Below are 12,871 nucleotides of genomic sequence, written 5' to 3'. Positions count from 1 at the left end.
TGGGCCACCGCCAGGCGAGAAACCCCCCGAGTCCGATGTAGAGCAACGCCGCGAAGTGCACCACCATCGTGACATCGGCGAGGAACCCGGCCATGCCCCCAACGTACCGGGAAACACCTTGTCAGGTGGCCGATCCGCGGATGGCCCCGGCTACCCGGACTTGCCCCGCGAAGCCCGCACCGACGCCGCGACCACGAAGCCGTCCTCGAGGGCGCGAGACCGCAGCCCGAAAAGGCCCCGCGAACCGTGCCCGAAAGAGCCGGCAACCGCCAGGTGAAAGGCTCCGGCGAGCGCCTGCCCAGAGAAACCCGCAACCCTGCCGAATGGCCGCACAGACCCGAATCGAAGGGCTCGCGCGCGTGCGCGATGCAGCCCCCACCCTCTCCGGGGGCACCCCGTGACTCCAGTCTATCGGTTGGTACCGACGAAAAGGGGGCGTGTGGCTCTGCTGTGGACAACTCGGTGCGTTGTGGATAACTCGGGAACCGGGGAGCCGCCGAAATGGATCAGGGCCCGGCTGGTGCGGGCCCTGATCGAGGTCAGTTCTGGGGTGGTTGTACCGGCGGCGCGGGCGGGGTCTGCGGTGGCTGGACCGGCATCGCGCCGCCGGGCTGGGGCTGGGCCGGCATCGGGGCCGGCTGCTGCGGTTGGATCATGTGCTGGCCGAGCGGCGGGGTCGGCGTCACCTGGGTGTTCAAGCTGTCGAAGGCGCCCTTGAGGGACGGCGCGGCGCGGACCTGGGGGTCGTCGACCTCGTAGTACTCCTTCTTCTGGAACTTGCCGAAGTTCGCGACCATGCTCGACGGGAACGTGTCGAACCGGGTGTTGAAGGCGCGGACGTTGCCGTTGTAGAAGCGGCGGCCCGCGGCGACCCTGTCCTCGGTCTCGACCATCTGCTGCTGCAGGTTGAGGAAGTCCTGGTTGGCCTTCAGGTTCGGGTACTGCTCAGCGACCGCGAAGAAGTTGGCCATCGCGCCGTTCAGGGAGCGCTCCGCGGCACCCTGCGCGGCCGGGCCCGCGCCGTGCGCCTGCACGGCCTGCGTGCGCGCCTGGACGACCTGGGTGAGCGTCTGCTGCTCGAACTGGGCGGCGGCCTTGGTGACCTCCACCAGGTTGCCGATCAGGTCGTGCCGGCGCTGCAACTCGACGTCGATCTGGCGCCAGGACTCCTCGATGGTGTTTCGCTGCCTCGCGAACTTGTTGTACATCGAGATGAACGCCACGACGGCGATCACGATGAGCGCGACCACAACCAGAATGATGATCAATACCGCATTCACCCCGGCAGGCTATCGCGACCGCGCTGCCCTCGCGTGGCGAACGAGCCGAACTACAGGCCCAAGTCGGCCAGATCCAGCAGGTAGCGGTAAGGCAGTCCGCGCGCCTCGACGGCCTCGCGGGCACCGGTGTCGCGGTCGACCACGGTGGCCACGCCGATGACGGTGGCACCGGCCTCGGTGAGCGCGTCGACCGCGGTGAGCACGCTGCCGCCGGTGGTGGACGTGTCCTCGACGGCGAGCACCGGCTGGCCGGCCACCTCGATGCCCTCGATCCGGCGCTGCATCCCGTGTTCCTTGGCAGCCTTGCGAACCACGAACATGTCCAGCACCTCGCCGGCCGCCGCCGCGGCGTGCATCATCGCGCCGGCCACCGGGTCGGCGCCGAGGGTGAGCCCGCCCGCGGCCACGTAGTCCCAGTCGGCGGTGAGCTGGCGCAGCAGCCGCCCGATCAACGGCGCCGCCGCGTGATGCAGGGTGGCGCGCCGGAGGTCGACGTAGTAGTCGGCCTCCTTGCCGGAGGAGAGCACCACCCGGCCATGCACCACGGCCAGCTCGCTCACCAACCGAGCCAGCTCGCCCTTCGCCGTCGCATCAACACCTGGAGCTGTTCGCACAGGTCGGAAGCCTCTCATGGAACACCGACAAACCGGGTGCGGCGCGCCCGAGGTCACACCGGGTGGCTCGGCAGCACGAAGTAACCCGGCAGCTGGTCGGGGTACCCGCCGACGGGCGGCGTCACCGGATCGTCCACGTGAAAGCGATCGCCGCGGCCGGCACGGCCTCAACGAGATCGCCTGCGAGCTCGCAGCGCCGGCCACCCGGTCGGCACGGTGATCTTCACGCTGATCGCGGTTTCCGTGACCCCCCAGAGCTTCCTGGCGTGCTGGTGGTGCCCACCGCCCGGACGGCGGCGACGACGGCGAGCCAGACCATCAGCCGAAGCCGCGCTCGTCCTGCTTGAGCGCGGTGTCCACGGTGAGCGCGGACCCGACGACGAGGCTTGCCAGCGGGTCCGGCAGCGGCCGGTGGATCTGCACGACGTAGTTGTCGGCCGTGGTGAACATCGTCTTGGCGAAGCCCTCCCACGTCTTGGTGATCCTGGCGATCTCCGCGCCGGTGTGGTCGACGACCGCGAAGTTCCACGCCCGCCAGTTCTCCGCCTGGATGCCGCCGACCTGCTGCTCGTTGACCATGAAGTTGAAGCGGATCTTGCCGAACACGTTGTCCTGCACGATCTGCCCGACCTCGGAGCCGTCCGGCCGCGCCACGATCACCCGGGACTTGAACACCTTCGCCGGCCGGGTGAGCATCAGCACCGGCTGGTGGTTGATGTCGCGCACCTCCAGCCGGTGGGTGAGGAACTGGTCGTAGCTGCTGAAGAACCGGATGGCCTTCTTCAGCGCGTTCTGGCCGACCTGGGCGACCGACCCGAGCTGGTGGCCGTGCTGGTCGAACACCGCGTACTCGTTGGCCATCTCGATGAGCTTGACCTTCTGGTTCACCACGAGCACCGGCTCGGTGAACAGGGTCCCGCCGCCCTGCCCGACCTGGCCGACACCGGCGGCGCGGGTCTGCTCGCGCACCTTGTCCGGGTCGGGGCCGCGGCCGATCGGGACCTCCCAGGCGCTGGCGTCACTGCGCGGCTGCTGGTGCTGGGGCGGTCCCTGCTGGGTGTGCTGTGTCCACTGGTTGCCGTCCCACCAGCGGAGAACGGTGGAGCCGGCTTGCTCGGGATACCACCCAGGCTGCTGGGTCATGGCGTGCGTCCTCCGCGGTCGTCAGGATTTCCAGACGAAGCTTGGCACCTGGTCGAGGATGTCGCAGAGGTAGTCGAGCATCCACTGGGCCTTCTGGAGGTCGATCTTCTCCCGGTCCCAGACCACCAGGTCGCCCCGCTCGAACCGGAATCCGTTGTCCAATGCCCGCTGGTCCGCGAGCATCCACTCCATCATGCGCGGATGCAGGATGTCGTAGGCGAACTTGTCGTTGTCCGTCCGGATGTGGAACGTCTCGTTGAACTGCTCGCTCTCCAGCTGCAGGTCCCGCATGCCGACGAAACCCAGCAGCTTGCGGCCGAGGCCCTCGCGGCCGACCTCGAGCATCGGCTTGGGCTCGGGGATGTACACCGAGGCCACCGTGTGGTGGTAGGTCTCGGTGCGCTGGCTGTCGCCGCTGCCGTGGGTCTCCTTGTAGCTGTACTCGAACACCAGCAGCTGACGGCCGCGGTGCTCGCCCCGGAGGATGTGCCGGGCGTCGCGGCCGTGCCCCTTGCCGAACGGCGTGCCGAGGAACCGGTCCTTCAGCGTCCGGTCGCGCTCGATGTAGCGCCAGCCGCGCTGGGCCGCGAACGTGGTGAACTCGGCGACCTTCTTCTTGTGCGCCTGGTACTGGAAGTACAGCACCGCGCCGACGACGATGACGACGCCGATGACGAGCAGGACCGTCCCGGTGGATCCCATCCCTGTGTTCTCCCCCTGACTCGCTCAGGTGCGGTCGCGTCCCGCGGCCGCCCTGGTCTCGAACTTGCGCAGCAGTGCCCTCGGCAGCAGCCGGGGTACCGCGAGCAACGCCTTGTACGGCAGGCCGGGCACCGAGCGGGGCCGGCCCCGGCGCAGGTCACGCAGGCAGTCGGCGACGACCTGGTCGGCGTCGAGCCACAGCCGGTCCGGCAGCGTCGACATGTCGTCGCCGGCGCGGTCGTGGAACTCGGTCTTCGTGAACCCCGGGCACAGCGCCATCACGCGGACGCCCGTGCCGGTGAGGTTGGCGGCCATGCCCTCGGAGAACGTGGTCACCCACGCCTTGCTGGCGGCGTAGGTCGGGCCGGTGCCGGGGAAGAAGCCGGCGATGCTGGAGACGTTGATGACGCCGCCGTGCCTGCGGGCGAGCATGCCGGGCAGGGCCGCCCTGGTCAGCCGCAGCACGGTGGTGACGTTGACGTCGAGCTGGGCCTGCAGGTGGTCGAGGTCGGTCTCGCTGAACGCGCCGCGAGTGCCGAAGCCGGCGTTGTTGACCAGGAGGTCGATCGGCTTCTCGTGGTCGGCGAGGCGCTCCTCCACGCGCTTGCGGGCCCGGGTGGTGGACAGGTCCGCGGTCATCGGCTGCACGTCGACGCCGTGCCGTTCGGCAAGCTCTGTGGCGACCTCTTTGAGCCGGTCCCTGGTGCGGGCCACGATCACCAGGTCGTACCCGTCGGCGGCGAGCTTGCGGGCGAAGGCGGCACCAATCCCGGCCGTCGCCCCGGTGACGAGCGCTGTTGGCATGCACACACGTTAGTGCTCAGCCGTTCAGGTGACCTGACGAACCGCCGATCTACTCGCGGCGCTCTCCGTGCCGGCCGGTCGGATGCTCGTGTTCGCCGACCGGGTCGATCTCCGCGTCGAACGGGTCGATGACGTCGGCCACCTCGCCGATCCCACGCAGCAGTCGCTCCAGCCGGGCCGGGCTCGCGTGCGGCGCGGCGCCGGCGAGCACCCAGCCGCCCTCGATCCACGTGACCGCGATGTCCGCGCCGATCTCCTCGGTGGCGTCGACGAGGTCGGGCGTGATGAGCCCGCGCGCGGCGGTGAGCTCGGAGACGAACGCGTACCGCTGGCCGACCGGGCCGAGAAGCTCGGGCATGTGCTCGCGCTGGAAGGGTGCGCTGGGCAGCCAGAGCTCGACGATGGCGGGCAGCGTGCGACGGCACTGCACCGCGGCGATGACGGCGGTGACCCGGCCGGCGGTCTCGAGGTCGAAGACGTAGACCCGGCGCCTGCCGTCCGCGGTGAACGTCGAGCCGGCGACCACGTCGCGGGCGATGCCGCCGCCGTGGAAGGCGATCGCACCGCCCTCCCACTGCGTCGGGAGGAGGTGGTCGGTCTCGGCGAACTGCCAGCCGCGCAGGGCGGCCCACCGGCGGCGCTCCCGGTTCTGGGAGGTCAGCCGGGCACGATCGCGCAGCAACATCAAAGCGCCGGCGATCCCGGCGACCACCGCCACGACGAACCAGACCCATGCCGGTATGCCCACGCGTAGAGCGTAGTGGTCCCTTCCCCCGCATCGATGATCACCGCGCCCGCGCGTCTTCCACAACCATCTGGTTGACAATCTCTCGCGGCGGTCGTACGGTCTTCCACAACCAATCGGTTGACGACGAACTCGCAGGTGGACATGTCCGACGATCGACTTTCCCGGGTGTTCGCGGCCCTCGCGGACCCCACCAGGCGCGACATCGTGGCCCGGCTGGCGGTCGGGGACGCGACGGTCGGGCAGCTGGCCGAGCCCTACGACGTGTCGGTCCAGGCGGTGTCCAAGCACCTGAAGGTGCTGGAGAACGCCGGGCTGGTGAGCCGGACGCGGGACGCGCAGCGGCGCCCCTGCCACCTCGAGGCGGAGGTGTTCGACCTGATGATCAAGTGGATCGAGCGCTATCGCCGGGCGGCCGAGGAGCGGTTCCAGCGCCTCGACGCCGTGCTGGCCGCGCTGGCCGACCCCGCCGATCTTTCCCACTCCGATCTTTCCCGCCCCGACGAGCAAGGAGCAGCATCATGACCACGACGACCCACGAGACCCGTGTCGAGGCCGACCCGGCCCTGCCGACCATCCGGATCGTGCGCGAGTTCGACGCGCCGCCCGAGCGGCTGTTCCAGGCGTTCACCGACCCCGAGGTGTTCGTGCGGTGGCTCGGCCCGACGCGGACGTCGGTGCGGCTGGACAGGTGGGACAACGTCAGCGGCGGCAGCTACCGGTACACGATGCTGGCCGGTGACAAGGAAGTGGTGACGTTCTGGGGCTCGTTCCACGAGGTCCGCTCGCCGGACCGGCTGGTGCAGACCCAGTCGATGGAGGGCATCGGCGACGGCGCGATCCTGAACACGGTGACCTTCGAGGACCTGGGCGACGGCCGGACGCGGGTGACGGACCTGACGCTCGCCGAGACCTTCGAGACCCGCGACATGATCGTGGCGAGCGGCATGGAGCACGGCGTGGTCGAGGGCTACAAGAACCTGGACGCCCTCCTCGCGTCAAGCTGACCGGAAGGCGCTAGTCCGCCTCCCCGGGATTAAAAGTGTGCGTTGCGTCCCGGCGAATAGTGCGGGGTATCGAGGTGGGTGGTGGCTGGGTGCCGTCACGGTCCCCTGAGGTTCCGGTGGTCGGCGCAGGACTTCACACGATGATCTACGAGACAGGCCTTAGTCGAGCGGTGCCGTGGGCTCCAGGGTGTCCGGTGGCTCGTGCGTCGCCAGGACCAGAACCGCGCGCGGGAGCAGCCGGCGCGCGGCCTCGACCACGTGGGTGCCGGTGGTGTCGACGAACATGAACAGCGAGGCGAAGAACATCACCTGGAATCCCCAGAAGGTCGCGGCCATGTTCGGCCGGTCGGCGGCCGGGATGGTGGCCAGGCCCGGCGCTGCCGTGGTGCAGCTGAGGTTGTGCTGGACGACGCTGCCGAAGCAGGGGACGTTCAGCTCGAGGATGTTGCGGGCGGCCTGCTGGTCGGGGATGTCGAAGATAAGCCGGCCCGTGTTGCCGTTGCTCCAGTTGCCCTCCAGCGCCGCCAGCTTGGACGGCTGCGGCGGCAGCTCGTGCCCGGCGATGGCGTCGCCGAGGTAGATCTGCACCGGGATCACGATCGCGGCGACCCCGAGCCCGATCGACATGGAGCGGCGGGCGAACGGCGTGGCGCGGCCCTTGCGCAGGTACCAGGCCGAGATTCCCGCGACGACGAAGCCTGCCGAGAGCAGTACCCCACCCACCATGTGCCACCACCGCCAGACGAACGAGGGGTTGAAGATCACCGCCAGCCAGTTCGTCGGCTCGTACCGGCCGTTCACGACCTGGTAGCCGGCCGGGGTCCGCATCCACGAGTTCGCCGCGATGATCCAGGTCGACGAGAGGATCGTGCCGATGCAGACCATCACCGTGGCGACGAACATCGTGCCGCGCCTGACCCGGCCGTCGCCGTAGAGAAGGACGCCGACGAAGCCCGCCTCCACGGCGAACGCGGTGACGACCTCCATCCCGAGGATCGGGCCGAGGATCGGGCCCGTGTCCGCGGCGTAGACGCCCCGGTTGAGCCCCAGCTCGAAGGTGATCACGACGCCGGCGACCACGCCGATCGCGAAGCCGACGGCGAAGATGCGCCGCCAGAACCGGAACATCTGCAGGTAGACCGCTTTGCCGCTGCGCCAGTACATGCCGTAGATGGCGCACAGGAAGATCGACAGTCCGACCGTGATGGCCGGGAACGTCATGTGGAACATGACGGTGATCGCGAACTGCCAGCGGGAGAGACCGACGAGGCTCATCGTTGCCTTCCGGCGGCGCACGTGGCGGGTGGCGCGGTCATGTTCGCTCCTGGGCTCGACGTGCTGTAGAGCCTCCCGGCGAGGCACCACGTACGTCTTCGTGGCCAGCACCCAACCCGGCTACCTGCCAGCAGGAACCGCAGGACTCCTGCCAGCAACGGGGAAGGACGACCGCTGGCAGCGATGCCCCCGCCAGGACCGGCACGCGACGCTGATCCGCAACGAGGACTCACCTGGTGGGACAAGCGCAGGCGGGGGCGATTCGGCCATGCGGAAGCGAGCAGAGACGAGCACGCGGCGTTGCGTCGCCGGCAAGGCGCAGCCGGAACCTGCCGCCGGCACGGTCGCGACCGAGCCCGCCGGGCGCCTCGTGGCACACCGTTACCGGCTCCGGTCGCTCCTGGGCCGCGGCGGCATGGGCCGGGTCTGGCTCGCCGACGACGAGGTGCTGCACCGGCCGGTCGCGCTCAAGCAGGTCATCCTGAACGGCCTCGGGTCCGCGCGGCTGCGGGTGGCGGCGTGGGACTGTGCCCTCAGAGAGGCTCGGGCCGCCGCGCGCGTCGACCACGTCGGAGCCGTCCGGATCCACGACATCGTCGAGGAGGACGACTGCCCCTGGATCGTCATGGAGCCGCTGTCGGGCCGGACGCTGCGGGAGACGCTCGACGCCGGGGGGCCGCTGCCGGTCGATGAGGTGACCCGGGTGGGCCTGCGCCTTCTCGACGTACTGCAGGCGACGCACCGGGCGGGCGTCGTGCACCTCGATGTCAAGCCGGGCAACGTGCACCTCTGCGACGACACGCGGGTGGTCCTCACCGACTTCGGCATCGCGTGCACGATGGACGACGCCCCCGCGGCGACCGACACGTTCGCCGGGAGCCCGGCCTACGTCGCGCCGGAACGCCTGGACGGCGACGAGGTCGGCCCGGCGGCCGACCTGTACTCACTCGGCGCGACCTTGTTCGCGGCGGTCGAGGGCAGACCACCCTTCGACCGGGGCTCGGCGCACGCCACGTTCACCGCCGTCGTCGAGGACGCGCCGGCACCGTTCCTGCGCGCCGGCCCGCTGCGCCCGGTCATCGAAGGACTCCTCACCAAGGACCCCGGCCGGCGGCTGACCGCCGAGCGGACCCGTGCCGCGCTGCACGAGTCCGCCATCGGCCCGCGGCTGTCGGTAAGCCGGTGACGCGACGACGCCGTCCCGGCCGTCGGGGGCGGGACGGCGTCGTGTCGTTCGTCAGAGGGCCCGGCCGACGATCAGGGCCGAGTTGTCGTCGGCCACGTCGACCCGAACGGTGTCGCCGTCGCGGATCTCACCGGCCAGCAGGGCCTTCGCCAGCTGGTCGCCGATCGCGGAGGAGACCAGGCGGCGCAGCGGGCGGGCGCCGTAGATCGGGTCGAAGCCGTTCAGGGCCAGCCAGTCGCGTGCCGACGGGCTGACGTCCAGGATGAGCCGGCGCTGGGCCAGCCGGCGGCCGAGCGCGGTCACCTGGATGTCCACAATGGACGTCAGCTCCTCGGTGGCCAGCGAGTGGAACACCACGACGTCGTCGAGCCGGTTGAGGAACTCCGGCTTGAAGTGCCGCTGCACCACCGCGAGCACGGCGTCCTTGCGCTGCCGCTCGTCGAGCGTGGCGTCCGCGATCACTTGCGAGCCCAGGTTCGACGTGAGCACCAGGATCGTGTTGCGGAAGTCGACCGTGCGGCCCTGACCGTCGGTCAGCCGGCCGTCGTCGAGGACCTGCAGCAGCACGTCGAACACGTCCGGGTGCGCCTTCTCGACCTCGTCGAGCAGCACGACGCTGTAGGGCCGCCGCCGGACCGCCTCGGTGAGCTGGCCGCCCTGGTCGTAGCCGACGTACCCGGGCGGCGCGCCGACGAGCCGGGCCACCGAGTGCTTCTCGGAGTACTCGCTCATGTCGATGCGCACCATCGCGCGCTCGTCGTCGAACAGGAACTCCGCGAGCGCCTTCGCCAGCTCGGTCTTGCCGACACCCGTGGGCCCGAGGAACAGGAACGAGCCGGTCGGCCGGTCCGGGTCGGCGACGCCGGCCCGTGCCCGGCGCACCGCGTCGGACACCACCCGCACCGCCTCGGCCTGGCCGACGACGCGCTGGGCGATGGCGTCCTCCATGCGCAGCAGCTTCGCCGTCTCGCCCTCGAGCAGCCGGCCGGCCGGGATCCCGGTCCACGCCGACACGACGTCGGCCACGTCGTCCGGGCCGACCTCCTCCTTGAGCATGACCTGCCCCTCGGCGGGCAGCGCCGCGGTGGCGGTGGCCGCCTCGAGGTCCTTCTCCAGCGCGGGGATCCGGCCGTAGCGCAGCTCCGCCGCACGCCCGAGGTCGCCGTCGCGCTCGGCCCGCTCGGACTCGCCGCGCAACTGCTCGAGCTGCTCCTTGAGCTCGCGGACCTTCTCGATCGAGCCCTTCTCGTTCTGCCAGCGGGCGGTGAGCGCGGTGAGCTGCTCACGCTTCTCGGCGAGCTCGGCACGCAGCGCGGCCAGCCGCTGCCGCGACGCCGGGTCCTCCTCCTTGGCGAGCGCCATCTCCTCGATCTCCAGGCGCCGCACGGCCCGCTCGACCTCGTCGATCTCGACCGGCCGGGAGTCGATCTCCATGCGCAGCCGGGACGCGGCCTCGTCGACGAGGTCGATGGCCTTGTCCGGCAGGAACCGGGCGGTGATGTAGCGGTCGGAGAGCGTGGCCGCGGCCACGAGCGCGCCGTCGGTGATCCGGACGCCGTGGTGGACCTCGTAGCGCTCCTTGAGCCCACGCAGGATGCCCACCGTGTCCTCGACGGTCGGCTCGCCGACCAGGACCTGCTGGAAGCGCCGCTCGAGCGCGGCGTCCTTCTCGATGTGCTGGCGGTACTCGTCGAGCGTGGTGGCGCCGACCATCCGCAGCTCGCCGCGGGCGAGCATCGGCTTGATCATGTTGCCGGCGTCCATCGCGCCCTCGCCGGTGGCCCCGGCGCCGACGATGGTGTGCAGCTCGTCGATGAACGTGACGACCTGGCCCGCCGAGTCGGTGATCTCCTTGAGGACGGCCTTGAGCCGCTCCTCGAACTCGCCGCGGAACTTGGCGCCGGCGACCATCGCGCCGAGGTCGAGGCCCACCACCCGCTTGCCGAGCAGTGACTGGGGCACGTCGCCGGCCACGATCCGCTGGGCGAGGCCCTCGACGATCGCGGTCTTGCCGACGCCCGGCTCGCCGATGAGCACCGGGTTGTTCTTGGTGCGCCGGGACAGCACCTGGACGACGCGGCGGATCTCGGCATCGCGGCCGATGACCGGGTCGAGCTCGCCCTTGCGCGCGCGGTCGGTGAGGTCGACGCCGTACTTCTCGAGCGCCTTGTAAGTGCCCTCCGGGTCGGCGCTGGTGACCCGGGCCGAGCCGCGGACCTTGGCGAACGCGTCACGCAGCGCGTCCGGGGTGGCGCCGTGCCGGGTGAGCAGGTCGGCGACCGAACCGCCCTGCGCGGCGAGGCCGACCAGCAGGTGCTCGGTGGAGACGAACTCGTCGCCCATCTCGGTGGCCAGCTTCTGCGCGTGGGTGACCGCGCGCAGTGCCTGGCCGTCGAGCTGCGGCGCCGGGACGGTGGCGCCGGTGGCCGTCGGCAGTGAGACGGCCAGCTGGTCGAGCTCCTTGCGAACCACCCCCGGGTCCGCGCCGACCGCGGTGAGCAGCGGCGCGGTCAGTCCGTCGCCCTGGGCGAGCAGGGCGCCGAGCAGGTGCACCGGCTTGACGTCCGGGTTGCCGGCCACGGTCGCGGCCTGTGCCGCCGCGGAGATCGCCTGCTGGGTCTTCGTCGTCGGGTTGAAAGCGTCCAATTCCCCTCACCTCACGTGTGCAGCGTTGCCTCACTACAACAACGTCAGCAAAGTTGAGTCAGTTCCGCTCAACCTTGGATTTTCGCTCCGTGACGACCATGGTGACCGTCCTCACCCACATGTACCAATAGCCTTGTCCACAGCCCAGGGTCACCTGTCCACAATCCCCAGGTCTTTATCCACAGGCAGGTGTGCAAGATGCATGGTGGGCGCCGGACGCGACCGCCACCCGGGTGATCCGGGTGTGGTCCCTGGCCATGCTTCAGCTTCAGGGGGCGGTCGCACCCTGGCGGGCGCGGACGCCGAAGTAGTCGCCGCCCTTGCGACGGGCGTCGTCGCCGCCCCAGTCGCGGTCGCGCGGGACCGGCTGCAGCTGCGGGATGTGCTTGCGGCAGTGCACGTAAGCCTCCTCGACGTGCACGACCACCCAGCGCTCGGGGGTGCGGCCGCGCTCGACCTCACGCGGCAGGTCCGGCCGGTCGGCACGCAGGTCGGCGTCCTCGACGATCCGCGCACGGCCGTTGACGTGCAGCCCGATGAGGTCCTCGACGAAGTCGATCATCAGCAGGCCGACGTGCGGGTTCTCGCTGATGTTGCCGAGGCTCGCGAGGACGCCGTTGCCGCGGTACTCGGGGTAGGCGATGCGGCGCTCGTCGAGGACGTGCAGGAAGCCGGGCGGACCGGCGCGGAACGTGGAGTCGCACTCGCCGCCGGCGTCCGCGGTGCCGATGAAGGCCATCTCCATCCGGCCCACGAAGGTGATCATCTCGTCGTTGAGCCGGTCGAGGACCTGGTCGCGGTAGAAGCGGGCGGCGCGGTCCTCGGTGCCGTAGGCGCTCTGGAGGAGGTGCTCACCCGCGGAGCCGGGCTCGGCGCAGGGCGACATGGCCTGGTGGACCGCCTGCTGCGCGCCGGCCGGGCGTTGGGGACGGACCGAGGACTGGTTCGGGTGCGCCGCGTGGGCGCTGGGCTGGCCGTCCTGGCTCGCGGCCAGCTGCGTGACCGCGGCCTGGCTGAGCTGTTGGGTCGCGAGCTGCCCGGTGGACTGGCGACTCGCGTCGTGCGGGGCGGCCTGGCCCGGCCGTTTCGCGGTGGGTACGCGGTCGGGCTGGCGGCCCGCCTGGCTGGTGGTCGGCTGCGTGACCGCGGCCTGGTCGAGCAGCTTCGTCGCGGGCTGCCCATCGGGATGGCGACTGGTCTGGTGCGGGGCGGCGGGCTGCGCCTGCTGCTTCATGGCGGGCTGGCCGTCGGGCTGGCGGGTCGGCTGGCCACCAGCCTGCGGGGCGGCGGGCTGGCTCAGCTGTTTCGTGGCTGGCGGGGGCGGCGGCTGGCGGCCCGCCGGGCCGGGCTGGTGGATCGCCTGTGGCCCGGCGGGTGGGCCGGACGGCTGGAAGAGGTCGCCGGCGGGGCGGGGGGCCGAGCGGCGGGTGGTGCGCTGTTGGGTCACGGGGGTTACGGACTGTGTCGGT

At 70.8% G+C, this 12,871-nt stretch carries 13 protein-coding genes; 3 read left to right on the top strand and 10 right to left on the bottom strand.

Annotation, left to right across the window (positions count from 1 at the left end; translation table 11 throughout):
• From VGD70_RS32895 to VGD70_RS32865, 7 genes are all read right to left on the bottom strand, one after another.
• Positions 1-94 (bottom strand): DUF2784 family protein (locus tag VGD70_RS32895; RefSeq protein WP_331088332.1); only part of this gene is annotated, 94 nt, incomplete at its 3' end.
• Between the two features lie 445 nt (positions 95-539).
• Positions 540-1,280 carry a LemA family protein gene (locus VGD70_RS32890; RefSeq protein ID WP_331088328.1) on the bottom strand — a complete coding sequence of 247 codons (741 nt, stop codon included), beginning with the start codon at positions 1,278-1,280 and terminating at the stop codon, positions 540-542.
• A 50-nt stretch (positions 1,281-1,330) separates the two neighbouring features.
• The gene (pyrE, locus tag VGD70_RS32885) at positions 1,331-1,912 is read right to left on the bottom strand and encodes an orotate phosphoribosyltransferase (RefSeq protein ID WP_331088326.1); all 582 of its coding nucleotides are present in this window, start codon (positions 1,910-1,912) and stop codon (positions 1,331-1,333) included.
• A gap of 300 nt (positions 1,913-2,212) precedes the next feature.
• Positions 2,213-3,037, bottom strand: coding sequence for a phospholipid scramblase-related protein (locus tag VGD70_RS32880; RefSeq protein ID WP_331088324.1), 825 nt, complete (start codon positions 3,035-3,037; stop codon positions 2,213-2,215).
• Positions 3,038-3,058: 21 nt separating this feature from the next.
• A complete protein-coding gene (locus tag VGD70_RS32875) occupies positions 3,059-3,739 on the bottom strand; it encodes a DUF3137 domain-containing protein (protein WP_331088322.1) in 681 nt (226 codons plus the stop codon).
• A gap of 24 nt (positions 3,740-3,763) precedes the next feature.
• A complete protein-coding gene (locus tag VGD70_RS32870) occupies positions 3,764-4,543 on the bottom strand; it encodes an SDR family oxidoreductase (RefSeq protein WP_331088320.1) in 780 nt (259 codons plus the stop codon).
• Positions 4,544-4,592: 49 nt separating this feature from the next.
• Positions 4,593-5,291 (bottom strand): hypothetical protein, encoded by a 699-nt coding sequence (locus VGD70_RS32865; protein WP_331088318.1) that lies wholly within the window; start codon positions 5,289-5,291, stop codon positions 4,593-4,595.
• A 141-nt stretch (positions 5,292-5,432) separates the two neighbouring features.
• Here VGD70_RS32865 and VGD70_RS32860 point away from each other — a divergent pair, with 141 nt between their 5' ends.
• A complete protein-coding gene (locus tag VGD70_RS32860; RefSeq protein ID WP_331088330.1) occupies positions 5,433-5,813 on the top strand; it encodes a metalloregulator ArsR/SmtB family transcription factor in 381 nt (126 codons plus the stop codon).
• Positions 5,810-6,295 (top strand): SRPBCC family protein, encoded by a 486-nt coding sequence (locus VGD70_RS32855; protein WP_331088316.1) that lies wholly within the window; start codon positions 5,810-5,812, stop codon positions 6,293-6,295. Before VGD70_RS32860 ends, VGD70_RS32855 begins: the two co-directional genes overlap by 4 nt.
• A gap of 159 nt (positions 6,296-6,454) precedes the next feature.
• Here VGD70_RS32855 and VGD70_RS32850 read toward each other — a convergent pair whose 3' ends face one another.
• Positions 6,455-7,570 (bottom strand): cytochrome ubiquinol oxidase subunit I, encoded by a 1,116-nt coding sequence (locus VGD70_RS32850; RefSeq protein WP_331088315.1) that lies wholly within the window; start codon positions 7,568-7,570, stop codon positions 6,455-6,457.
• Positions 7,571-7,838: 268 nt separating this feature from the next.
• On the opposite strand from VGD70_RS32850, the gene VGD70_RS32845 reads away from it, so the two are divergent.
• Positions 7,839-8,756, top strand: coding sequence for a serine/threonine-protein kinase (locus VGD70_RS32845; protein WP_331088313.1), 918 nt, complete (start codon positions 7,839-7,841; stop codon positions 8,754-8,756).
• A 51-nt stretch (positions 8,757-8,807) separates the two neighbouring features.
• On the opposite strand, the gene clpB is transcribed toward VGD70_RS32845, so the two are convergent.
• Complete coding sequence (gene clpB / locus VGD70_RS32840; RefSeq protein WP_331088311.1) at positions 8,808-11,402, bottom strand: ATP-dependent chaperone ClpB; 2,595 nt, start codon at positions 11,400-11,402, stop codon at positions 8,808-8,810.
• 268 nt (positions 11,403-11,670) lie between these two features.
• Positions 11,671-12,849, bottom strand: a complete 1,179-nt coding sequence (locus VGD70_RS32835) for a pyridoxamine 5'-phosphate oxidase family protein (protein ID WP_331088309.1) — start codon at positions 12,847-12,849, stop codon at positions 11,671-11,673.
• Positions 12,850-12,871 lie beyond the last annotated feature (22 nt).

The sequence above is a fragment of the Actinophytocola sp. genome (genome assembly GCF_036402745.1).
In the GTDB taxonomy this organism is placed as follows: Bacteria; Actinomycetota; Actinomycetes; order Mycobacteriales; family Pseudonocardiaceae; genus Actinophytocola.
Note: the sequence above shows the minus strand (reverse complement) of the source record. Positions and strands in the feature narration are given on the sequence as shown.

Bases quoted from the DNA above. Each gene is read 5' to 3' on its own strand.
- pyrE (WP_331088326.1), bottom strand. From the start codon at position 1,912: ATGAGAGGCTTCCGACCTGTGCGAACAGCTCCAGGTGTTGATGCGACG.
- VGD70_RS32880 (WP_331088324.1), bottom strand. From the start codon at position 3,037: ATGACCCAGCAGCCTGGGTGGTATCCCGAGCAAGCCGGCTCCACCGTT.
- VGD70_RS32875 (WP_331088322.1), bottom strand. From the start codon at position 3,739: ATGGGATCCACCGGGACGGTCCTGCTCGTCATCGGCGTCGTCATCGTC.
- VGD70_RS32870 (WP_331088320.1), bottom strand. From the start codon at position 4,543: ATGCCAACAGCGCTCGTCACCGGGGCGACGGCCGGGATTGGTGCCGCC.
- VGD70_RS32860 (WP_331088330.1), top strand. From the start codon at position 5,433: ATGTCCGACGATCGACTTTCCCGGGTGTTCGCGGCCCTCGCGGACCCC.
- VGD70_RS32855 (WP_331088316.1), top strand. From the start codon at position 5,810: ATGACCACGACGACCCACGAGACCCGTGTCGAGGCCGACCCGGCCCTG.
- VGD70_RS32850 (WP_331088315.1), bottom strand. From the start codon at position 7,570: ATGAGCCTCGTCGGTCTCTCCCGCTGGCAGTTCGCGATCACCGTCATG.
- VGD70_RS32845 (WP_331088313.1), top strand. From the start codon at position 7,839: ATGCGGAAGCGAGCAGAGACGAGCACGCGGCGTTGCGTCGCCGGCAAG.